Genomic DNA, 21,612 nt, shown 5'->3' with positions numbered 1-21,612 from the left:
GCCTATGCTACTGCGGTTTGCGTTTGGAATCTTATTTTCATGAGTCATCAGGCTGATTATAAACTGACATTGCGTCGGGATGGATTTACCTTCAAGCAATTCTTTGTGGCGCACGATCGCTGTGCAATGAAGGTTGGAACCGATGGTATTCTTCTGGGAGCCTGGGCTCCGGTGTCTTCAGCCACGCGGGTTCTGGATATCGGCAGTGGTTCTGGCCTTCTCGCGTTGATGCTAGCGCAGCGTTCCGAGCCACATGTTCGGATTGATGCCGTTGAGCTGGATAGCGCCGCCAGTCAGCAGGCGAAAGAAAACAGTGCTGCCTCTCCATGGGCTGACAGAATAACGGTTTATGCTGAGGATATCGTGAGTTTTTCCGCGATGCGAACTGCCGATTATTCGCTAATTATAAGCAATCCGCCTTATTTCCCACCTGGGATCGCGTGTGGTTCAGCTCAGCGTGAGCAGGCGCGTTACACGACCTTGTTAACCCATGAAGTGCTATTGCGTTGTGCTCATCAGTTGCTGATGCCTGAAGGACTTTTTTGCGTGGTGTTGCCCGTTCAGGTTGCTGAGCACTTTATTCCTCTGGCGCAGCAACACAATTGGCACGTCCAGCAGCAGCTCCGCGTATCTGAACAGGAAGATAAACCTGCGCACCGCGTTTTGCTGGCGCTGTCTCGCCAAGAAAAGGAGTGTGTGAATTTCTTATTGGCAATCCGTGATGCAGAAAGATGTTATTCGACGGATTTTCAGCAACTGACAAAAGATTTTTATCTTTTCATGTAGGTGGCAGACGCTTTGTAGCCGCGTCTGCCTTTCCTGAGTGAACTATTGTTCGTGAACTGCGGTTTTTGCGAATTATGATTTTTGTGAACTATGGCACCAGAATAGTTGGTGTCGGTGCCTCGAATTGTTCGGGATAATCCAAGTTATAATGCAGTCCACGGCTTTCTTTTCTTTCTAGCGCACAGCGGACGATGAGCTCGGCGACCTGCACCAGATTACGCAGTTCTAGCAAGTTGTTGGAAATACGGAAGTGGGCGTAGTACTCATCGATTTCCTGCTGAAGCAGATGGATACGGCGTTGCGCTCGTTCCAGCCGCTTGGTGGTCCGCACGATCCCAACGTAATCCCACATAAACAGACGTAGTTCGTGCCAGTTATGCTGGATCACCACCTGTTCGTCGGAATTATCGACCTGACTTTCATCCCAATCCGGCAACTTTTTCACTGCTTTGATTTGCGGTAAGCGCTGCAAAATATCTTCTGCGGCTGACCAGCCGTAAACCAGACATTCCAGCAGTGAATTGGACGCCATACGGTTTGCACCATGTAATCCGGTATAGCTGACTTCGCCAATCGCATACAGTCCGTCAAGGTCGGTACGCCCATGCTGGTCGACCATCACGCCGCCACAGGTATAGTGCGCTGCTGGGACGATCGGTATCGCTTCGCGCGTCAGATCAATGCCGAGAGACTGTAGCTTTTCATGGATGGTAGGGAAGTGCTGTTTGATGAACGCTTCGGGCTTGTGGCTGATATCCAGATACATACAGTCTGCACCAAGCCGTTTCATCTCATGGTCAATCGCTCTGGCGACTACATCGCGCGGTGCCAGTTCGCCTCTGGCATCGAAATCGGGCATAAAGCGTGAGCCGTCAGGGCGTTTGAGGTACGCGCCTTCACCGCGTAGCGCTTCCGTTAGCAGGAAGTTTCGCGCCTGCGGATGGAACAGGCAGGTCGGGTGAAATTGATTGAATTCCAGATTTGCTACGCGACAACCCGCACGCCACGCCATCGCGATACCGTCGCCAGACGAAATATCGGGGTTCGTGGTGTATTGATAAACTTTGGATGCGCCACCGGTCGCTAAAACTACCGTTTTCGCCCGGCAGGACTCTACGCGTTCCTGTTCACGGTTCCATATATAAGCACCAATAATACGGCGAGTACCGGGCAAACCCAGCTTATTGGAGGTAATTAAATCGACGGCGTTGCAGCGTTCCATAATCCGAATATTCGGATGGGATAACGCTTTCTGTACCAGCGTATTTTCCACTTCTTTTCCGGTTGCATCCGCTGCGTGCAGAATCCGACGGTGGCTATGTCCACCTTCGCGCGTCAGATGATAGCGTTCTTCGCCGCTGGTGCTGGTTTCGGTATCGAATAGCACGCCTTGTTCGATCAGCCATTGCACGCAGTGTTTGGCATTACTGGCGATGAATTCAACGGCTTCGCGTTCACACAGGCCATCGCCGGCGATCAGGGTATCGTCGATATGGGAGTCAATCGTGTCGGTTTCATCGAAAACGGCTGCGATGCCGCCTTGAGCATAAAACGTCGCGCCTTCATTGAGCGGGCCTTTGCTTAGTACTGTCACGTTGGCCTGTGAAGCCAGACGCAGCGCTAGTGAAAGCCCGGCAGCACCGCTGCCAATGATTAAAACATCACAGACGTGTTCAGTAGTCGTTTGCATGGTCGTGTCGTGGGTGCGAAAAGAAGAGGAATTCCGATGGTAGCACCCAACGGTTGATTGCCGTATTGGTTTTTAGCCCCTTATCTACGCTATAAAGAATAAGCGGATGATGGAGCATGGTGAATCGTGCGAATACCCCGGATTTATCGTATCATCTTCGCAAGAGCGTAGAAGCCTCAGATGAAGACCATATGTGATGAGACGGTGCGTCACGGTATGCATCGTAAAGACGAGTAACGGCGCTAAGTAAAAGAAAAATGATGACTCGGAACTTTATTGAATGTCTTGGTTCTAATGAGGAGCTTGCTCTAAATATGACTTATATAGCTGGCAGTACTATTTCATGTGTGGAGAACGGTTTGAGTAGAGATTACCTCGGATGAGCGAGCAACTGGCAGATCAGGTTCTGGTCGAGCGAGTCCAAAAAGGCGATCAAAAATCGTTTAACTTGTTGGTCGTTCGTTATCAGCATAAGGTAGCGAGCCTGGTATCGCGGTATGTTCCACAAGGGGACGTGCCGGATGTGGTACAGGAATCGTTTATTAAAGCGTATCGCGCGTTAGAATCATTCCGTGGCGATAGTGCGTTCTATACGTGGCTGTATCGTATTGCAGTGAATACGGCCAAGAATTATCTGGTAGCTCAGGGCCGCCGCCCGCCTTCCAGCGACATTGATGCCAATGACGCAGAAAACTATGAAAATGCGGGCGCACTGAAAGAAATATCGAACCCTGAGAATTTAATGTTGTCAGAGGAATTACGAAGCATAGTTTTCCGAACTATCGAGTCTTTACCGGAAGATTTACGTTTAGCGATTACGCTGCGTGAGTTGGACGGTTTAAGCTACGAAGAGATTGCCGTGATTATGGATTGTCCCGTCGGCACTGTTCGTTCTCGTATTTTCCGAGCGCGGGAAGCTATTGATAATAAAGTACAACCGCTTATTCAGCGCTAGCTAGCGTTTCCAGCTATCCGCATGACTAATGATGGATTTGACAAGGTAAGGGTGTCGGTATGCAGAAAGAGAAACTTTCCGCTTTAATGGATGGCGAAGCAGTAGATTCCGAACTGTTAGGCGCATTGTCACGTGATGACGCGTTGCAGCAAAGTTGGCAAAGTTATCATCTAATTCGTGATACGTTGCGTGGCGATATCAGTGAAAACGTGATTCACCTGGACATCGCTTCTCGTGTTGCCGCTGCAATCGAAAAAGAACCTGTTCGTCTGGTTCCACAAACGCAGCCTGAATCTCAGCCACAACCTGTCGAGTGGACGAAAATGCCTTTCTGGCACAAAATCCGTCCGTGGGGTAGCCAACTGACGCAAGTCGGTGTCGCAGCCTGCGTATCTTTAGCGGTAATCGTCGGCGTACAAAATTACCAACAGGGTAATGCACCTGAGCATGTTGTTGAATCCGGCGTGTTCAGTACCTTACCTGCCATGGGTACCGCTTCTCCTGTGAGCTTGGGCGTGCCGTCAGAAAATATTGCCCCTCACAGCGGCCAACAGAAATCTGATATTCAGCGTAACCGGCTTAACGCCATTTTGCAGGACTACGAATTACAGCGTCGGCTACATGCCGAACACGCTCTGCCGCAGGACGACCAGCAAGCGGCAATTCAGGTTCCCGGCACTCAATCATTAGGAACACAGTCACGGTAATGAAGCGTGTTTGGTCCGCCGCCTGTTTTCTGATTGGCAGTCTGTTTTATTCTACGTTCGCCCCGGCTCAGAATGTTGAGCCGGGCGCGTTGCTGCAGCAGATGAATAGCGCAGTTCGTTCTCTGAATTACGAAGTTTCATTTATCAACATCACCCTGCAAGGATTTGAGTCGGTACGGTATCGTCATGCCGTAGTCAACAATCGTTCCTTGGCGCAGCTGCTGTTTATGGACGGGCCGCGACGCGAGATCGTGCAGCGTGGTAATGAGGTCAGCTATTTCGATCCCGGTTTTGAGCCATTTACTCTCGCCAGCGATCATATTGTCGATTCTTTCCCTTCTCTGGTTTTCGCTGATTTCCAGAAATTATCGCCTTATTATGACTTTATTCCCGCCGACGGAAGGGTGCGCATTGCCGATCGTCTGGCATCAGGGATTCGGGTCATTTCTCGTGATGGCACGCGCTACAGTTACATGGTGTGGATTGATGCGGAATCGAAACTTCCCTTGCGCATTGATTTACAGGATCGTAATGGCGACAAACGGTTGGAGCAATTCTTAACGACATCGCTGATTGTTGACGATGATGTCGTTAGCGTGATGCGTCCGCTGGAAGGGATCAAACTGCCTCCCGTGTTACCCACGCCTGCCGCTGAAAAAGGTGATTTTACCTGGGAGCCAGAATGGTTGCCTGCGGGGATGAAAGCACTTTCGTACAATAAAAAAGTATTGCCCGGTTCGTCTATTCCGATTGAAACACGTCTGTACAGCGACGGTTTGTTCAGTTTCTCGATTAATATTAGCCCGTCTTCTGATGTGAGTGAGGAACAGTCTCTGCTCACGGGGCGACGCTCTATTCATACCGTCATGCGGGGAAATCGCGAGATTACCGTTGTCGGTGATATTCCTCCCTCTACCGCTAAGCGCGTGGCTGACAGTATCGTCTTGAAGGCTGAGCCATGATCAAAGAGTGGGCAACGGTTGTATCATGGCAGGATGGAATCGCAGAGCTGCGGTGTGAGCCGAGTGCGGGATGTGGCAGTTGTAAATCCCGCTCGTCGTGTGGAACGGGCTTGTTAAGCCAGCTCGGGCTTTCCGCTGAAAATACGCTGTATGTCCCTTACGATCGACCTTTAGAGATCGGACAAAAGGTGGAATTGGGTATTTCCGAAGGGCGGCTATTGCTTTCTGCCGCTCTGGTTTATTTCGTTCCGCTGGTTGGGTTGCTGTTTGGGGCTGCGATATTCCAAACGCTATTCGGTACCGATTTGGCTGCTGTTATTGGTGCGTTGTTGGGCGGCGGATTAGCGTTTATCGGCGTGAAGCTGTGGGCAAAGCGGTTAGGTAAGAATAAGCGTTATGAGCCTGTTATCCTGCAAATTGCGTTGCCTGGCACTCTCTTACAAAATTGATCTGTGTGCCTGAGCATCAATGGCGCGCAATGTGGAGACACTGTTCGCTATTTTGTTATCTTTCAACATGATGTTTGCCACGTAATGACACTTTACTTCCTGCTTTCCTCTTGTTGTTCTGCTATTCCAAATAAAACCGTCATAATCAAGGGGAATGCACCGGACATGACTAGGTTTTCACGCTTCTCGCATGTAGAATGCTGCGATTCAGGTGGAATAACATCGCTGCTGTTTTCACCTATGCGCATGCCCATGGGCAAGAATTTCAGGAATATCAAGGTAGAAAAATTTTTATAATGAAGCATATACGAAATTTCTCCATTATTGCCCATATCGACCACGGTAAATCGACGTTATCTGACCGTATTATCCAGATCTGCGGCGGATTAACCGAACGTGAAATGGCTGCGCAGGTTCTGGATTCCATGGATCTGGAACGTGAACGCGGAATAACGATTAAAGCGCAAAGCGTGACGCTGGATTATAAATCGCAGGACGGCCAAACCTACCAGTTAAACTTCATTGATACGCCTGGGCACGTAGACTTCTCTTATGAGGTTTCCCGCTCGCTTGCCGCCTGTGAAGGTGCGCTGCTTGTTGTTGATGCCGGGCAGGGTGTTGAAGCTCAAACGTTGGCTAACTGTTATACCGCGTTGGATATGAATCTGGAAGTGGTGCCGGTCCTAAACAAGATTGACCTGCCTGCAGCTGACCCGGATCGTGTTGCTCAAGAAATTGAAGATATCGTTGGTATCGATGCCACTGATGCTGTGCGCTGCTCCGCGAAAACAGGGGTTGGCGTGCCAGATATTCTGGATCGTTTGGTGCGTGATATTCCGCCGCCGGAAGGCAGCCCTGATGCGCCGTTGCAAGCGCTGATTATCGACTCCTGGTTTGATAACTACCTTGGCGTTGTGTCGCTGGTTCGTATCAAAAACGGCACGATGCGCAAAGGCGACAAAATTAAGGTGATGAGTACGGGTCAGGTGTATAACGCCGACCGTCTCGGTATTTTTACACCGAAGCAGATTGACCGCGATGTATTGAATTGCGGTGAAGTAGGCTGGCTGGTGTGCGCCATCAAAGATATTTTGGGTGCGCCAGTCGGGGATACCCTGACACTGGCACGTCAGCCAGCTGAAAAAGCGCTGCCAGGCTTCAAAAAAGTCAAACCTCAGGTCTATGCCGGTTTGTTCCCGATCAGTTCCGACGATTATGAAGCATTCCGTGACGCGTTAGGCAAGCTGAGTCTTAATGATGCCTCTCTGTTCTATGAACCGGAAAGTTCTACCGCGCTGGGCTTTGGTTTCCGCTGTGGTTTCCTAGGTCTGCTGCACATGGAGATCATTCAGGAACGTCTGGAGCGTGAGTACGATCTGGAACTGATCACCACGGCACCGACGGTAGTGTATGAAGTAGAAACGACGGCTAAAGAAACCATTTATGTCGATAGCCCGTCTAAACTGCCGCCGCTGAATAATATTCAGGAACTGCGCGAACCGATTGCCGAGTGTCACATGCTGATGCCTCAGGAATATCTGGGTAACGTGATTACGCTCTGTATTGAGAAGCGCGGCGTGCAGACGAATATGGTGTATCACGGTAATCAGGTTGCATTGACCTATGAGATCCCGATGGCCGAGGTGGTGCTCGATTTCTTTGACCGTCTGAAATCAACCTCTCGTGGTTATGCATCGCTGGATTACGGCTTCAAACGTTTCCAGACATCGGACATGGTGCGCGTTGATGTATTAATCAACAACGAGCGCGTCGATGCATTGGCCCTGATTACTCACCGTGATAACTCACAATATCGTGGCCGTGAGTTTGTCGAAAAAATGAAAGAACTCATTCCACGTCAGCAGTTTGATATTGCGATTCAGGCTGCGATTGGTAACCACATTATTGCGCGTGCGACGGTTAAGCAATTGCGTAAAAACGTACTGGCCAAGTGTTATGGTGGCGACGTCAGCCGTAAGAAGAAACTGTTGCAGAAACAGAAAGACGGTAAGAAGCGTATGAAGCAGGTCGGTAACGTCGAGCTGCCGCAAGAAGCGTTTCTGGCAATTCTGCACGTCGGCAAAGACAGTAAATAAATTCTGAGGAGTTGGCATGGCCAATATGTTTGCCGTAATTCTGGCATTAGTGACGCTGGTCACGGGGATTGTCTGGTGTTTAGAGCGCTTCGTTTGGGAACCCGCTCGTCGGAAAAAATTTGCCGCTATGAGCGGTGCCGATCTGGCCGATGGAGCGATTTCATCGAAAGCCATTGAACAACCAGGCTGGATTGAGACGATAGCATCCGTATTCCCTGTCGTTGCTCTGGTATTGGTTGTGCGCTCTTTTATTTATGAGCCGTTTCAAATTCCATCCGGTTCGATGATGCCGACGCTGTTGATCGGTGATTTTATTCTGGTGGAAAAATTTGCCTATGGCATTAAAGAACCCTTCACGCAAAAGACGCTGATCGAAACGGGGCATCCGAAGCGTGGAGACGTGGTGGTGTTTAAATATCCGTCCGATCCTAAAGTGGACTTTATCAAGCGCGTGGTTGGTGTACCGGGCGATCGCGTTAGCTATAACCCGATTACCAAGCAGGTCACGATTCGTCCATCCTGTCAGGGGCTGCAGGCATGTGATACGGCATTGGCGGTCACATATAGTAATGTGCAACCTAGCGACTTTGTTCAGACCTTCAATCAGCCTGGGGGGGAATCGCGTGGCGGTTTCTATCAGGTGCCTGCCAATGACAACAGTGTAGATGGCACTCGCATGGGTGCGCGCAAAGAGTCATTAGGCAATGTCACACATAATATTTTGTTAGTACCGGGCCAGCAGGATCAGCTTGGTGGTTATTATCAGCAATCGCAGCAGCAGCTTGCGACATGGGTTGTCCCGGCAGGGCACTACTTCATGATGGGTGATAACCGAGACAACAGTCTGGATAGTCGCTATTGGGGCTTTGTACCGGAGAGAAATCTGGTCGGTAAAGCCACCGCTATCTGGATGAGTTTTGAGAAACAGGAAGGTGAATGGCCTACCGGTGTACGTTTGAGTCGCATCGGTGGTATTCATTAATCAAAAGTAAGCATTGATCAAAATAAGATACAGGCAGCATTCTGATGCTGTCCGTTGTAGAATATTTTCTGAAATGTTCTTTTTGAAAGAACGTGCCCTAAATAATACAAATTGCAGGATAAAACGTTATCGTTTGAACCACGCTAACGAACATGCAACGCGAAGTATGACGGGCAGAAAGGCAGGCTCCCTTATGGGAGCCAATGCAAACGAAACAGTTTTGACCGAGTTGGTAAGCAGGGCTGTTCCGTATGCTGCTGTTTTTGACGCATCGTTGATCTATTGGTAACACATGAATCCCATCCTGATAAATCGTTTACAAAGAAAGCTGGGCTATACTTTTCAGCAGTACGAGCTTTTGTTACAGGCGTTGACGCATCGTAGCGCCAGCAGCAAACATAATGAAAGGCTTGAATTCCTGGGTGACTCCATCCTGAGTTTTGTGATCGCCAATGCGCTGTATGACCGTTTCCCCAAAGTTGATGAAGGGGATATGAGCCGGATGCGGGCGACGCTGGTGCGGGGAAATACCCTGGCCGAAATCGCGCGTGAATTCGAACTGGGAGAGTGCTTGCGCCTCGGTCCCGGCGAATTAAAAAGCGGTGGTTTCCGTCGTGAATCGATCTTGGCTGATACGGTCGAAGCGCTGATTGGTGGTATTTTCCTCGACAGTGACATCCTGAATATCGAACGTTTGATCCTGAATTGGTATCAAACGCGTCTGGATGAAATCAGTCCTGGCGATAAGCAAAAAGATCCAAAAACGCGGTTGCAGGAATTTCTGCAAGGGCGCCACTTACCTTTGCCAACCTATCTGGTGGTGCAGGTTCGTGGGGAAGCACACGATCAGGAATTTACTATCCACTGTCAGGTGAGCGGCTTTAGTGAGTCGGTCATTGGCACTGGATCGAGTCGTCGTAAAGCCGAACAGGCTGCGGCTGAACAAGCGTTGAAAAAACTGGAGCTTGAATGAGCGAAGTACAGACACACTGCGGTTTTGTCGCGATTGTTGGTCGACCCAATGTCGGAAAATCGACGTTATTGAATCAATTACTGGGGCAGAAGATCTCTATTACGTCACGTAAGCCCCAGACGACGCGGCACCGCATTATGGGTATTCACACTGAAGGGCCTTATCAGGCTATCTATGTGGATACGCCGGGGCTGCATATTGAAGAAAAACGGGCGATTAACCGCCTGATGAATCGTGCAGCTAGCAGTTCGATGGGGGACGTTGAGCTGATCATTTTCGTTGTTGAAGGTACACACTGGAACGACGACGATGACATGGTGTTGAATAAACTGCGCGATCAGAAACTTCCTGTGCTGTTGGCGATCAATAAAGTCGATAACGTCACGGATAAAACCAAGTTACTGCCGCACATCCAGTTCCTCAGCCAACAGATGGACTTCCTTGATGTCGTCCCGATCTCTGCGGAGAAGGGCTCGAATGTTGATACGATTGCCAGCATTGTGCGTAAGCACTTACCACAAGCAACGCATCACTTCCCAGAAGACTACATCACCGATCGTTCACAGCGTTTTATGGCATCGGAAATTATCCGTGAAAAGCTGATGCGTTTTCTGGGTGAAGAATTACCATATTCCGTAACGGTCGAAATCGAACGTTTTGTGACTAACGAACGCGGCGGTTATGACATCAATGGCCTGATTCTGGTTGAACGTGAAGGCCAGAAGAAGATGGTCATTGGCAACAAAGGTTCCAAGATTAAAACTATTGGTATCGAATCTCGTCAGGATATGGAAGAGATGTTCGAGGCCAAAGTGCACCTTGAGCTGTGGGTCAAAGTGAAATCCGGCTGGGCAGATGACGAACGTGCCCTGCGTAGCTTGGGTTATAGCGAAGACTTGTAAGGTTCACGCCGATGGAAGGCTGGCAACGCGCATTTGTCTTACATGGGCGACCTTATAGTGAAACTAGTTTATTGCTGGATCTGTTTAGTGAAAGCGATGGTCGTGTTCGTGTGCTTGCCAAAGGCGCACGAGCTCGCCGTTCTAGCCTGAAAGGTTGTTTACAGCCTTTCACTCCGTTGCTGGTGCGTTGGAGCGGGCGGGGTGAAGTGAAAACGTTACGCAGTGCGGAGCCCGTCTCGCTGGCGCTGCCACTGACTGGCTCGATGCTGTATAGCGGTTTATACGTTAACGAACTGCTGGCTCGCGTGCTGGAACATGAAACCAATTATTCCGCTCTTTTCTTCGATTATCTCCACTGTTTACAACATCTTGCTGCACAGGATGCTTCTCCAGAACCGGCATTAAGGCGCTTTGAGTTAGCGTTATTGGGCTATTTGGGATACGGCGTTGATTTCTTGCATTGTGCTGGCAGCGGTGAACCCGTGGCAGATACCATGACCTATCAGTATCGAGAGGAAAGAGGGTTTACTGCCAGTTTGGTTGTCGATAATAAAAGTTTTACCGGGCATGAGTTACATTCACTGGCGTCGCGTGAATTTCCTGATGTTGGCACACTGAAGGCAGCAAAGCGTTTCACCCGCATCGCGTTAAAGCCGTATCTGGGTGGAAAACCGCTGAAAAGTCGTGAACTGTTCCGACAGTTCGTTCCTGCTGCTAATTTGTCCAAACCCACTTCTTCTGATAAATAATCCCCTTTCGTCAGTACCCTGACGCTGTGACATCGGTGTAAACTGCCACGTACCGTGCATGACTTTACCGAGGATTTATCATGGCTGAACTGTTGCTTGGCGTTAATATCGATCACATTGCGACACTGCGTAATGCACGTGGAACACCGTATCCCGACCCCGTTCAGGCGGCTTTTGTCGCCGAGCAGGCGGGAGCGGATGGTATCACTGTGCATTTGCGTGAAGATCGTCGCCATATTACGGATCGTGATGTGCGGATCCTGAGAGAGACACTCCAAACCCGTATGAATCTGGAAATGGCCGTCACGGAAGAAATGCTGAACATCGCCTGTGAAGTGAAGCCGCATTTTTGCTGTCTGGTACCGGAAAAACGCCAGGAAGTGACAACAGAAGGCGGGTTAGATGTGGCAGGGCAGCAGGACAAAATTGGTAACGCAGTAGCCAGACTTAGCCAGGCTAACATACTGGTTTCGCTCTTTATTGATGCGGATAAACGGCAAATTGATGCCGCCGTTGCCAGCGGTGCGCCCTATATCGAAATCCATACTGGGGCGTATGCTGATGCGCCAGATGATGAAACTCGTCAGCATGAGTTCGAGCGCATTCGTGATGCTGCGACTTACGCAGCGGCGAAAGGGCTCAAAGTTAATGCCGGTCACGGTTTGACGTACCATAATGTCCTGCCTATTGCGGCGCTGCCGGAAATGCACGAATTAAACATCGGGCATGCGATAATCGGGCGTGCGGTGATAAGCGGGCTGAAGGATGCGGTTGCCGAAATGAAGAGTCTGATGCGGGAAGCACGCCGCTGATGGCGATTCTTGGGCTAGGAACGGATATTGTCGAAATCGCCCGTATCGAGGTTGTGATTGAACGTTCAGGCGAGCGATTGGCTCGCCGTATTCTGACGGATGCTGAATGGGCGCATTATCAGCAGCACCAGCAGCCTGTCCGTTTCCTCGCCAAGCGTTTTGCCGTGAAAGAAGCGGCAGCAAAAGCGTTCGGTACGGGGATTCGCAACGGGCTCGCGTTCAACCAGTTTGAAGTCTTTAATGATGAACTGGGTAAACCCTGTCTGCGGTTTTTTGCTAAAGCGGCAGAGTTGGCTGAACAGATGGGTGTCAGACATGTACATGTGACACTGGCTGATGAAAGACGCTATGCCTGTGCGACGGTGATTATCGAAAGCTGACCGTTCGTCAATGGATTCTCAAATCCTGTCGGCGTGGTGCATTAGCACATATTTTTCCCACAGCTGCTCATTCCCTTCAACATGGTTTGGATCTTTGACGATCGTATTGTCGATGGGACAAACTTTCTGACATGTAGGCGTATCGTAGTGGCCAACGCACTCAGTACAGAGAGTGGTATCTATTTCATAAATGTCCATGCCCATGGAGATGGCCTGATTAGGGCACTCAGGCTCGCACATGTCACAGTTGATGCATTTATGGGTGATGAGTAACGCCATGATGTTCTTCTACCTTACAAACAGGGCGCAGATTATACCCGCTGATGCCCGTTTAGACACGCGTAACAGTTATTGATCGATAATATATTGTCGACTGCCCCCCTGTTGTCTTCAACGCACCTCTCTTTCGAAGCATCTTACTGTGAGTTTTTTGTGTTTTCGGAGATCTTCAGCATGCAACCTATTGGCTGCATAAATAGTGAGGTTACAGGGTAAAATTACCATCTGTTCGTTAAATTGGTTTTATACGTATGCTTTAGACTGTATCAATCAGCCAGTGCGACTGTGTTTATTGGGTTTTAATTTATTGATTTACAATTTAAATAAATTTAGTTGTGATATTGAACCACTTATTTTTGTAATATCGATGGACATCGATTTAATTGGTATTACCGATGACGTTTGCATCTGGAGAGTCAATGACGGTGCATGTCCATATGATATAATTTTATAACTAATAGTGTCAGTTTAATGGCGGAACTCATAGTGCAGCAGGAAGGTCATCTTAATCTGGTTGGGGCAGGATTTTTCCAACAGGGAAGCGCTGAAGCATTAGGCGCTGATTACTGGCACCAATGCCAACGGCGGTATACTTTTCAGCCCATTTACCGAACATCAGGTAAATTAATGGCTATTGAGTTACTGACTTCCGTTTTTTCTCCTACCCTGCCGCAAAAATTTATCTCTCCTGAAAAATACTTCGCAAATATTGATGTTGAAACCCGCCTTCTAATTATTGTAGAACAACTGCAACTTTTATCTCAGTGGAATTTTCGATTTATTCGCGACGATCTTTTTGCCTCTGTCAACATTGATGGCATGACGTTACTGGCGTTACAGAATAATTTGGAAGCCAAGCGCCTGATCGCAGCGATGCCCTGGATTCGTTTTGAAATGGTCGAAAATCAGGGAGGGCTGCCGAAAGAAATATTAACCAAGCTCCCTGAAGCACAAACCTTGTGGCTGGATGATTTTGGCTGCGGTATGGCGAATTTTTCATCACTTATGCTGGCTCAGTATGACTGTATCAAAGTGGCGCGTGAGCTTTTTATTCTCCTACAACAAAGTAGTGAGGGTCGGACCGTTTTTCCTGCTCTGATCGCTTTACTATCGCGCTTTTGCAATTATGTGGTGATTGAGGGAATTGAAACACAGGAGGAATGGGCGATTGTTCAGGCATCACATGCTTATGCTGCCCAAGGTTACTACCTCTCGCGTCCCCAGCCATTTGAGAATTTTGAAGCATTGAAGCCTGAACTTTAGGTGATAACCTGTTGTTTAGGCTATCACTTTACTTATTAACGTACTGCTATCGGTTCCCCGCTCGCCCTTCGCCATATCAATTCATTATATTCCCTAACGTTTCATTTTTGTATAAAAAACACTCAACTAAAGTATTTTGATTTTTCCTCTAGGTGACAAAGTAAAATGCTGTTTTTTGTTTTATTTTTGTTATTTGATTCTTATTTTATTTGTTATGACGGTGTTTAATTTTAAAGAGGCTAAAGAAAGGAGGGCTGCAGATTTTGCATCAAATTATGACATATATAATCGGAGGTTTGCGTTAATGATTTTATTTTTTTCTTTTAATTATTTGATTTTTAATGGTAAAAAAATATAATGTTTACTGTTAACGATCAAAAATCATTTTGTGATAGATTTTGTTGATTAAAACAATGATACTTATTGGTATAATTGATTTGCTTACAAAAAATTGACGTTCAGAATATATTGCTATGTACCTTTAGGAATATTCTTTTATTCCATTAGAGAAGCTTATAACCCGAACAATTACTACTATTAAATTAAGATACTCTTTTGAATTTGCTGTTTTTATTTGCGCACAGTGATATGCGAGGGCTTTATGCTGACGTTGCTATGTTTCTAAATACTCCTGCTTCATGGAGCGTTTTTTCTTTCATCCTTTCTGCTCTCCGGAAATGCACCAACCCTGAAAATCTACGGGGTGGGGGTTTGTTACCGAGATTTTTCGTCATCAGCGTTGTGATTTGTACGATCAGGACCACCCGGGCCTGAGGAGAGTGTTATTGTGTATGAAATTATAATAACCCTACTATTGCTACTGTTATTGTTTTCTTCTGTAAAAAATAGAAAAATTAAACAAAAGTTTAAAACTGAGCAGAAAAAACAAGATTTTCTCAACATGACTTTCTTTGCAATGGAATATAGTCCTGCCTCAATTATGATCGCAGATGAAAATTGTGAAATTATTTATGTAAATCGTCAGTTTATTACCATGTCTGGCTATATGCCGGATGAGGTTATTGGCAAAAAAACAAATATATTAAACTCCGGTATGACCAATGCCAGCGTCTATGAAGATCTGTGGGCTACCATAAATAAAGGTAATGTTTGGAGTGGTGAGTTCGTTAACCGACGTAAAGATGGGCAGTTGTATTGGGAAAAGGCCAATATCGTTAAAATATATAATAAGGCGAGTAACACGACCCAGTATGTCGGCATTAAATTAGATATTACGGAGCGAAAATCACAGGAGCATCATGATAATTCATACAATCGTGCGCTAGAGCTGTTATCAAGCGGTGCGCCGCTGAAGGATATCCTGGATGCGATCATTTTCAGCGTTGAGGAAAAAAACCCTGGCCGTATTGTCTGTTCTGTACTGCTAGTTGATAAAGACAAGAAATGTCTGACGCTTGGATCTGCGCCGAGCCTGCCGGGTTTTTATAAAAATGCCATTCACAACGTGAAAATTGCCGACGGTGTCGCTTCTTTTGGGACAGCGGCTTATACCGGTAAACGCGTAGTCGCTGATGATATCTCAGTTCATCCACATTGGTCGCTGTACAAAGGGCTCGCATTATATGCTGGGCTGCGTTCCTGTTGGTCTGAACCTATCATCGGTCAGAACAAAGAAATATTAGGTGTTTTAAGTGTTTACCACCGCAAAGTGTATGTGCCGACCGAAGACGAAATTTTCTCTATAGAGAAATCGGCACAGCTGATTGCGATCGCTATTGAGCGCTATCATGCCATCGATATGCTGCGGCGCAGCGAGGAACACTATCGGCAACTGGCGCACTATGACTCATTAACATCATTGGCTAACGGCCTGACGTTCGCCGAGCAAATGGAACAGGCGATTTTGTTATCTAAACAAACAGGCAGGAAAATCGCGCTGATGTTCTTGGATCTCGATAAATTTAAACAGATAAATGATTCATTCGGACATGCTGTCGGAGATTTGCTATTAAAAGAAGCCGCTGCACGTATGCGTGGTGCGGTTAGGGATTCAGATACGGTATATCGCCGTAGCGGTGATGAATTCATTATTCTGCTTCAGGGCATTAAAGAAATTGATAATACACTTTATGTTGCAGATAAAATTCATAACGCGTTGAATAAACCTTTTGAGATCAATGGTAAAATGCTTGATATATCATGCAGTATCGGTATTGCTCTGTACCCAGAGCACGGTTCCGACTCTCTGACGTTGGCAATTAATGCCGATTCTGCCATGTATCAGGCTAAAGCTATGGGGCGAAGCCAAACTCAGATTTATCACAGCATGAACGATCACTAACAAATAGAATAGAAAAAAGGCGCTCAATTGAGCGCCTTTTTATTATCTTTCGCGTAGTGCTTCTGCTTTTGCGCGAATAATCGGCTTTAACAAATAACTGAGGATGGTTTTCTTTCCCGTTATTATATCAACAGAGGCCACCATGCCAGGAATGATAAGAAGGGGTTTATCGGCTGAACCTAAATAATTCTTATCAGTCCGTAGCCGAATAATATAAAAACTATTCCCTTCTTTATCCGTTACGGTGTCTGGGCTAATTTGTTCCAACTGACCTTTTAAACCGCCGTAGATGGTGTAGTCATAGGCTGTCAATTTTATTATGGCATCCTGACCTGGGTGCAAAAAGGCAATATCCTGAGGGCGAATTTTAGCTTCGACTAACAATTTGTCATCCAGCGGAACAATTTCCACCAGATCACTACCCGGTTGAATCACTCCACCGATGGTATTCACCAAAACCTGCTGCACGATACCGCGAACAGGAGACACAACCAGCGTTCGGTTTACGCGATCTTCGAGTGCTTTACCCGTGGCTTCAATTTTGTTTAGGTTAGTTTGTGCTTCGCTGAGCTGAGATAACGCTTCGCTTCTATAGCGGCTGCGCGTTTCCTCTATTTTATTCTCGCTCTCTTTAGTCGCGGACTCCGCCCGTGGTATGGAGAGTTTGATAGAATCAAGCTGACCACGGGTTTCGACTTCAGCACGGCGCAGGCGTAAAACTTCTACTTTAGAAATGGCGCCTTCTGCGATCAGCGGTTCTGACATTTTAATTTCTTGCTGAAGCAGGCCTAGACTATTGCGGAACTGAATCTCCTTGGCAGAGAAATCCCTCAGTTCCTGACGGCGCTGAATCAACTGCTCTTCCAAGCCGGATATCTCATTATGAAGCTGCTGACGGCGGCTGTTATAAAGCTCTTTTTCTCCTGCCGCGACTTTAGGTGCTTGCGTCGTAATTTCTTCTGAAAGCACTAACTCCTGACCGCTGATTTCGGCAGTCAGGCGCTCAATTCGTGACAGTAGCGCAAGCCGATCGGCTTCGGTTTCACCGACGTTAGAAGCAAAACGCGTATCATCAAGGCGCAGTAAAGGGTCGCCTGCATTAACCACCTGACCCTCACGGATGAACACTTCTGTGACAATGCCACCTTCCAGATTTTGGATTTTTTGTAGCCGAGAAGAAGGGATCGCTTTCCCATCGCCCCGAGTGACTTCATCAATATTCGCAAGCCCGGCCCACAGGATGAAAAACAGGAAAAAAGCACCGATAGCCCATAGCGTGAAGCGAATAGAGCGTGGCGAATCCTCAGCCATTGCCCGACTCACTTCTGGCATCGTTTGCAGGCTTTCTTCGTCTCCGCCGACAAAATATCGTTTGATTCGTTTGATATATTTACCGAGACGCATTGATCTGCCCCTTCTTCAACGCGTCCATCACGATCGCTTTCGGCCCATCAGCAATAATTTTACCTCTGTCGACAATCACTAAACGATCGACCAGCGCTAGCATGGAAACCCGATGGGTGACCAGCAAGAGCGTTTTCTCGGCAATCACGGGGGCCAGAGCCTGCTTTAGTCGATCTTCGCTGGTGTTATCCATCGAACTGGTGGGTTCATCGAGCACCAGAATCGGCGGATCGAGCAACAGCGCCCTGGCTATTGCGACAGCCTGACGCTGCCCGCCGGAGAGTTGTTGACCACGTTCGCCAACCTGAAGGTTGTAACCATCGGGGTGCAGACGTGCAAACTCGTTCACCCCAGAAATTTCGGCGGCTCGCAACATAGCTTCGTCTTCGACATAGCGTGCGCCGCTAATGAGATTATTGCGCAGCGATCCGCTGAATAACTGAATATCCTGAGGAACATAGCCAATATTGTGGCGCAAATCGCTGACATCCAACTGACGGGCATCGACACCATCGATCAGAATATTGCCCGCATCCGGCTGATAGAGATTCACGATCAGCTTTTGTAGCGAACTTTTACCGGAGCCGCTGCGGCCAATGACGCCCACTTTCTCGCCGGGAGCGATAGTCAGGCTGATGCTTTGCAGCGAACTGGTTTTTTGTTCTGGATAATTGAACGTCACATCGCGAAATTCGATGCCACCTCGGATGCTTTCGCGCTTTAGTGGGCGTTCGTTATCGCTACGTTCTTGCGGCAGTTGCATCATCTGTTCAGTCGTTTGCATCGTTAAACGTGCCTGCTGGTAACGGCTGACCAAGCCAGACAGTTGGCCTAACGGCATGAGCGCTCTGCCGTTCAACATGTAACAGGCAATAAGTCCACCCATGCTGAGTTTGCCGTTAATCAGCATATAGACACCGACGACAATCATGGCAACGCCAGCAAATTGCTGGAACCACTGCGTCAGATTCACCGCCAGTGAGGATAACGCTTTCACCCGCATTTCCAGCTTGCTCAGGCTGCCAATCGTCTGTTCCCACTGGTGCTGCCGTTCGCTTTCCGCATTGTTGACCTTGATCGCATCCAGACAGCTCAACGTTTCGATCAACGTAGCCTGCCGTTCACTGGCAAGGTGCATCGTTTTCTCGATCGTAGCGGACAGCGGTTTTTGCATCGCCCAACTCGCCAATAGGGCAATCGGGTAGGCCAGTATGGAAACCCAGACCAGTGGGCCGCCGATGATGCCGATAACCAACAGCAGAAGCAGCGTAAAAGGAAAATCGATCAGCGTCGTCAGCGTCAGTGAAGAAAGGAAATCTCTGAGCGACTGAAATTCATGGATATTTTGTGCAAAGCTACCGACCCGTGCTGGCCGAGCCTTCATCGACATACCGGTAATACGTTCAAATAACGTGGCTGAAATAATCAGATCGGTTTTTTTGCCCGCCATATCGAGACAAATGCCGCGCAGTGTTTTGAGTATCAAATCGAAAACAAAAGCACCGGTAACGCCGATAGCCAGCACCCACAATGTCGCTGTTGACTGATTAGGCACGACCCTGTCATAGACATTCATCACGAACAACGGTGTGGCAAGCGCGATAATGTTCACCAGTAAACTGGCGAGAATGGCATCGAGATAGAGCGAACGTGAAAGCTTAAGCGTATCCTTGAACCAGGATTTGGTGCGAGGAATCAGAGACGGGTTCTGTAGATCGAACTGATGGCGAGGCTGGGCGAACATCACCAAACCAAGGTAATTTTGTTGCAGTGTATTGTGCTCAACGGAAATTTCTCCGCCTTCTGTCTCACTGGGCATCAGGCGTGCACTACCGTCAGGGTTCCAACCTAACAGAATCGCCGCTCTTCCTTCCCGTAATAACAGCATTGCAGGGAGCGACATCTCAGAAATTTTATTCAGAGAACGCTTGAGAACGCGTCCTTGTAATCCCGCACGTGCAGCGGCTCTTGGGAGCAATTTTACGGACAACCTCTGGTTGGCTAACGGTAGCCCGGCGGTGAGTGTAGTACGGCTGACGGATTTCCCCTGTAAAGTACAGAGGATCAGCAAACTATCCAATAAAGGATCATCGTGACGGCTGCGAGGGTCGCTATTTTCATAGACGATGGGTTCATGAACGATAGGCTCATGGGCGACTGATTCATCAGAACCCTTCGTCTCTTCTACTGAATGCAACTTCATTTAACTGAACGTCCCTTACGCAACGTAATTCACTCGCATATAAACCATAATTTATCGCCGTCTGACTAATGAAATATATTAATTGAGGCTTGGCAACTCTGCGTGGGTTGTCATGTTTGTCAAGCTGGTACCCGCATCAGGAGCTGGGATCGATAAACGGTTTAATAGCTCTCCCATGCGTGATGTGATCCGGTATTCGGTATAGAGGGCGATGAAGCGAACCTCGACCAGACGGCGTTGCGCGGTGAATAGCTCGTTTTCGCTGTCTAGCAAGTCCAATAGCGTCCTTTCCCCCAGACCAAATTGCTTCTGATAGGCGGTACGTACTTTCATACTGCGGTCCGCGTATTCAGCGGCAATCGGAACCTGCTGACGGGAGTTGTTTAACGCTGACCAGGCTAGCTTGAGTTCTTCATTCAGCAGGCGCAGAGCATTATTTCGGACATCCTGTGCTTCTTTTACCTGATAAGCTTTGGATTCCATGTTGGCCTTGCTGCTACCGCCTTCATACAGGTTGTAGCGCATCCGTAGCATCGCCTGCCACTCATTGTTTTGGCCGCGTGTCCCGTCAACGTTGTTATCCATTGTGCGAGAGAGTTCAACATTGAGACGTGGATAAAACGTTGATTTTGAAGTTTCATACTGTTGCTGAGTGGCTTCAATATCTGACTCTGCAGATTTCAGCGCCGGGCTGTTCGCCAGCATGATGCGCTGTGCTTCCTCCAATGAGGCGGGGAGTTTTATCGCAGACGCATCGGGCACGACCAAACTCTCAGGTACTTTCCCTACAACGCTCATGTAGTTGATTTTGGCATCATCCAGATTGGTTTTTTCTGTCAGCATGTTGTTGCGCGCTTGTGCTAAACGCGCTTCAGCCTGATCCAGATCGGCCAATCTCCCAACGCCTTGCTCGCTGCGCAGCTTTATTTGATCGTAAATACGCTCATGGCTTGTAAGGTTGGCTTCTGCTAAACGCACGAATTCCTGGCGTTGCAGCACATTGAGGTACACCTGAACAGCATCTAACGCCGTTGCTTCACTGGTATTTAATACTTTATAGGCACGTGAATTAACAGTCGCACGCTGTCTGCCCACTTCGCTGGAAGTGGCAAAGCCATCAAATACCGTCTGGCTCAGATTGATGCTTGATTCCTGTCTGCTTAGCTCAACACGTTTATTGATACTGGAGCGTGTTGAGGGGCTGTCTGTCTCTTCGCGGCCAGCACCTGCACTCAGCGTGATGGAAGGAAGATATCCACCTTTTGCTGCGCGCAAATCGTGTTCGGCAGAAAAACGGCTATTAATGGATGCGCTCACTTCGGGATGTGTGTAGAGCGTACTTTTTATTGCTTCTTGGATCGTATCGGCATACGTCGCTGTGGAAAAAAAAGTAATAAAAGGTAATAAAATAAAACGGTATCTACGAATCATCAGCAGTTTTCCTTCACAAAAAACTTTATTTGTGATTATTCCTATTAGGGTGCTTGGGTGTTATATAAGCGCTTAACGAATTGATTTGATTTTATTCGTTTTATATCAATGTGTTAACTTCAATTCCTGAAGGGCCCTAATACAAGAAAAATAAGGGCTACTCTAAGTGAGTAAAGTTCTGGAAAGAATATTCTGAATTTTTTATTATATCGCTCATTGAGTCAAGCGTTTGACGCATAACGGCAGCACTATCGTAGCGTTTTTTTTTAAATGTCAGGACGACACAC

Annotated in this window: 20 protein-coding genes; 14 read left to right on the top strand and 6 right to left on the bottom strand. The window is 47.9% G+C overall.

Annotated elements, in window-relative coordinates; all coding sequences use genetic code 11:
* Nucleotides 1-39: 39 nt before the first annotated feature.
* On the top strand, nt 40-786 hold the full coding sequence (locus DCX48_07405; GenBank protein ID QXE14359.1) for a tRNA1(Val) (adenine(37)-N6)-methyltransferase: 747 nt from the start codon (nt 40-42) through the stop codon (nt 784-786).
* Between the two features lie 88 nt (nt 787-874).
* Here DCX48_07405 and DCX48_07400 read toward each other — a convergent pair whose 3' ends face one another.
* Nucleotides 875-2,476, bottom strand: coding sequence for an L-aspartate oxidase (locus tag DCX48_07400; GenBank protein ID QXE14358.1), 1,602 nt, complete (start codon nt 2,474-2,476; stop codon nt 875-877).
* Between the two features lie 379 nt (nt 2,477-2,855).
* Here DCX48_07400 and rpoE point away from each other — a divergent pair, with 379 nt between their 5' ends.
* The 4 genes from rpoE to rseC are packed head-to-tail and all read left to right on the top strand — an operon-like array spanning nt 2,856 to nt 5,549.
* Nucleotides 2,856-3,431: an RNA polymerase sigma factor RpoE gene (gene rpoE, locus DCX48_07395; protein ID QXE14357.1), complete on the top strand. Its 576-nt coding sequence runs from the start codon at nt 2,856-2,858 to the stop codon at nt 3,429-3,431.
* A 59-nt stretch (nt 3,432-3,490) separates the two neighbouring features.
* Entirely contained in the window at nt 3,491-4,138 is a 648-nt protein-coding gene (gene rseA / locus DCX48_07390; GenBank protein QXE14356.1) for an anti-sigma-E factor RseA, read from the top strand.
* Complete coding sequence (rseB, locus tag DCX48_07385; GenBank protein QXE14355.1) at nt 4,138-5,100, top strand: sigma-E factor regulatory protein RseB; 963 nt, start codon at nt 4,138-4,140, stop codon at nt 5,098-5,100. Before rseA ends, rseB begins: the two co-directional genes overlap by 1 nt.
* Entirely contained in the window at nt 5,097-5,549 is a 453-nt protein-coding gene (gene rseC / locus DCX48_07380) for a SoxR-reducing system protein RseC (protein ID QXE14354.1), read from the top strand. Before rseB ends, rseC begins: the two co-directional genes overlap by 4 nt.
* Before the next feature lie 92 nt (nt 5,550-5,641).
* On the opposite strand, the gene DCX48_07375 is transcribed toward rseC, so the two are convergent.
* Entirely contained in the window at nt 5,642-5,854 is a 213-nt protein-coding gene (locus DCX48_07375) for a hypothetical protein (GenBank protein ID QXE14353.1), read from the bottom strand.
* On the opposite strand from DCX48_07375, the gene DCX48_07370 reads away from it, so the two are divergent.
* From DCX48_07370 to DCX48_07340, 7 genes are all read left to right on the top strand, one after another.
* The gene (locus tag DCX48_07370; GenBank protein ID QXE14352.1) at nt 5,846-7,645 is read left to right on the top strand and encodes an elongation factor 4; all 1,800 of its coding nucleotides are present in this window, start codon (nt 5,846-5,848) and stop codon (nt 7,643-7,645) included. The two genes, DCX48_07375 and DCX48_07370, sit on opposite strands and share 9 nt — an antisense overlap.
* Before the next feature lie 16 nt (nt 7,646-7,661).
* Nucleotides 7,662-8,627, top strand: coding sequence for a signal peptidase I (locus DCX48_07365; protein ID QXE14351.1), 966 nt, complete (start codon nt 7,662-7,664; stop codon nt 8,625-8,627).
* A gap of 292 nt (nt 8,628-8,919) precedes the next feature.
* Nucleotides 8,920-9,600 carry a ribonuclease III gene (locus DCX48_07360; GenBank protein QXE14350.1) on the top strand — a complete coding sequence of 227 codons (681 nt, stop codon included), beginning with the start codon at nt 8,920-8,922 and terminating at the stop codon, nt 9,598-9,600.
* Nucleotides 9,597-10,502, top strand: a complete 906-nt coding sequence (locus DCX48_07355; GenBank protein ID QXE14349.1) for a GTPase Era — start codon at nt 9,597-9,599, stop codon at nt 10,500-10,502. The genes DCX48_07360 and DCX48_07355 overlap by 4 nt, the downstream gene beginning before the upstream one ends.
* 11 nt (nt 10,503-10,513) lie before the next feature.
* On the top strand, nt 10,514-11,251 hold the full coding sequence (gene recO, locus DCX48_07350) for a DNA repair protein RecO (GenBank protein ID QXE14348.1): 738 nt from the start codon (nt 10,514-10,516) through the stop codon (nt 11,249-11,251).
* Nucleotides 11,252-11,331: 80 nt separating this feature from the next.
* Nucleotides 11,332-12,063, top strand: coding sequence for a pyridoxine 5'-phosphate synthase (locus DCX48_07345; protein ID QXE14347.1), 732 nt, complete (start codon nt 11,332-11,334; stop codon nt 12,061-12,063).
* Entirely contained in the window at nt 12,063-12,443 is a 381-nt protein-coding gene (locus tag DCX48_07340) for a holo-ACP synthase (protein QXE14346.1), read from the top strand. Before DCX48_07345 ends, DCX48_07340 begins: the two co-directional genes overlap by 1 nt.
* 18 nt (nt 12,444-12,461) lie before the next feature.
* On the opposite strand, the gene DCX48_07335 is transcribed toward DCX48_07340, so the two are convergent.
* A complete protein-coding gene (locus tag DCX48_07335) occupies nt 12,462-12,722 on the bottom strand; it encodes a YfhL family 4Fe-4S dicluster ferredoxin (protein QXE14345.1) in 261 nt (86 codons plus the stop codon).
* A 510-nt stretch (nt 12,723-13,232) separates the two neighbouring features.
* Here DCX48_07335 and pdeH point away from each other — a divergent pair.
* Together pdeH and DCX48_07325 are read left to right on the top strand one after the other, a co-directional pair.
* Nucleotides 13,233-13,985: a cyclic-guanylate-specific phosphodiesterase gene (gene pdeH / locus DCX48_07330; protein ID QXE17176.1), complete on the top strand. Its 753-nt coding sequence runs from the start codon at nt 13,233-13,235 to the stop codon at nt 13,983-13,985.
* Between the two features lie 787 nt (nt 13,986-14,772).
* Nucleotides 14,773-16,287, top strand: a complete 1,515-nt coding sequence (locus tag DCX48_07325) for a sensor domain-containing diguanylate cyclase (protein ID QXE14344.1) — start codon at nt 14,773-14,775, stop codon at nt 16,285-16,287.
* A gap of 42 nt (nt 16,288-16,329) precedes the next feature.
* On the opposite strand, the gene DCX48_07320 is transcribed toward DCX48_07325, so the two are convergent.
* The 3 genes from DCX48_07320 to DCX48_07310 form a co-directional block, all read right to left on the bottom strand.
* Entirely contained in the window at nt 16,330-17,691 is a 1,362-nt protein-coding gene (locus DCX48_07320; GenBank protein ID QXE14343.1) for an HlyD family type I secretion periplasmic adaptor subunit, read from the bottom strand.
* A complete protein-coding gene (locus DCX48_07315; GenBank protein QXE14342.1) occupies nt 17,678-19,894 on the bottom strand; it encodes a type I secretion system permease/ATPase in 2,217 nt (738 codons plus the stop codon). Before DCX48_07315 ends, DCX48_07320 begins: the two co-directional genes overlap by 14 nt.
* 78 nt (nt 19,895-19,972) lie before the next feature.
* Nucleotides 19,973-21,325 carry a channel protein TolC gene (locus DCX48_07310; GenBank protein QXE14341.1) on the bottom strand — a complete coding sequence of 451 codons (1,353 nt, stop codon included), beginning with the start codon at nt 21,323-21,325 and terminating at the stop codon, nt 19,973-19,975.
* Nucleotides 21,326-21,612: the final 287 nt, after the last annotated feature.

The organism is Pectobacterium atrosepticum, from assembly GCA_019056595.1.
GTDB classification, from domain to species: domain Bacteria; phylum Pseudomonadota; class Gammaproteobacteria; order Enterobacterales; family Enterobacteriaceae; genus Pectobacterium; species Pectobacterium atrosepticum.
This window is presented reverse-complemented; position numbering and strand designations above follow the sequence as displayed.

What these genes read in the sequence shown, in the direction of transcription:
- DCX48_07335 (QXE14345.1), bottom strand. Translation starts at nt 12,722, where the DNA reads ATGGCGTTACTCATCACCCATAAATGCATCAACTGTGACATGTGCGAG.
- DCX48_07355 (QXE14349.1), top strand. Translation starts at nt 9,597, where the DNA reads ATGAGCGAAGTACAGACACACTGCGGTTTTGTCGCGATTGTTGGTCGA.
- recO (QXE14348.1), top strand. Translation starts at nt 10,514, where the DNA reads ATGGAAGGCTGGCAACGCGCATTTGTCTTACATGGGCGACCTTATAGT.
- DCX48_07375 (QXE14353.1), bottom strand. Translation starts at nt 5,854, where the DNA reads ATGCTTCATTATAAAAATTTTTCTACCTTGATATTCCTGAAATTCTTG.
- DCX48_07400 (QXE14358.1), bottom strand. Translation starts at nt 2,476, where the DNA reads ATGCAAACGACTACTGAACACGTCTGTGATGTTTTAATCATTGGCAGC.
- DCX48_07370 (QXE14352.1), top strand. Translation starts at nt 5,846, where the DNA reads ATGAAGCATATACGAAATTTCTCCATTATTGCCCATATCGACCACGGT.
- DCX48_07340 (QXE14346.1), top strand. Translation starts at nt 12,063, where the DNA reads ATGGCGATTCTTGGGCTAGGAACGGATATTGTCGAAATCGCCCGTATC.
- DCX48_07405 (QXE14359.1), top strand. Translation starts at nt 40, where the DNA reads ATGAGTCATCAGGCTGATTATAAACTGACATTGCGTCGGGATGGATTT.
- DCX48_07315 (QXE14342.1), bottom strand. Translation starts at nt 19,894, where the DNA reads ATGAAGTTGCATTCAGTAGAAGAGACGAAGGGTTCTGATGAATCAGTC.
- rpoE (QXE14357.1), top strand. Translation starts at nt 2,856, where the DNA reads ATGAGCGAGCAACTGGCAGATCAGGTTCTGGTCGAGCGAGTCCAAAAA.
- DCX48_07345 (QXE14347.1), top strand. Translation starts at nt 11,332, where the DNA reads ATGGCTGAACTGTTGCTTGGCGTTAATATCGATCACATTGCGACACTG.
- rseA (QXE14356.1), top strand. Translation starts at nt 3,491, where the DNA reads ATGCAGAAAGAGAAACTTTCCGCTTTAATGGATGGCGAAGCAGTAGAT.
- DCX48_07365 (QXE14351.1), top strand. Translation starts at nt 7,662, where the DNA reads ATGGCCAATATGTTTGCCGTAATTCTGGCATTAGTGACGCTGGTCACG.
- DCX48_07320 (QXE14343.1), bottom strand. Translation starts at nt 17,691, where the DNA reads ATGCGTCTCGGTAAATATATCAAACGAATCAAACGATATTTTGTCGGC.
- rseB (QXE14355.1), top strand. Translation starts at nt 4,138, where the DNA reads ATGAAGCGTGTTTGGTCCGCCGCCTGTTTTCTGATTGGCAGTCTGTTT.
- DCX48_07360 (QXE14350.1), top strand. Translation starts at nt 8,920, where the DNA reads ATGAATCCCATCCTGATAAATCGTTTACAAAGAAAGCTGGGCTATACT.
- rseC (QXE14354.1), top strand. Translation starts at nt 5,097, where the DNA reads ATGATCAAAGAGTGGGCAACGGTTGTATCATGGCAGGATGGAATCGCA.
- DCX48_07310 (QXE14341.1), bottom strand. Translation starts at nt 21,325, where the DNA reads ATGATTCGTAGATACCGTTTTATTTTATTACCTTTTATTACTTTTTTT.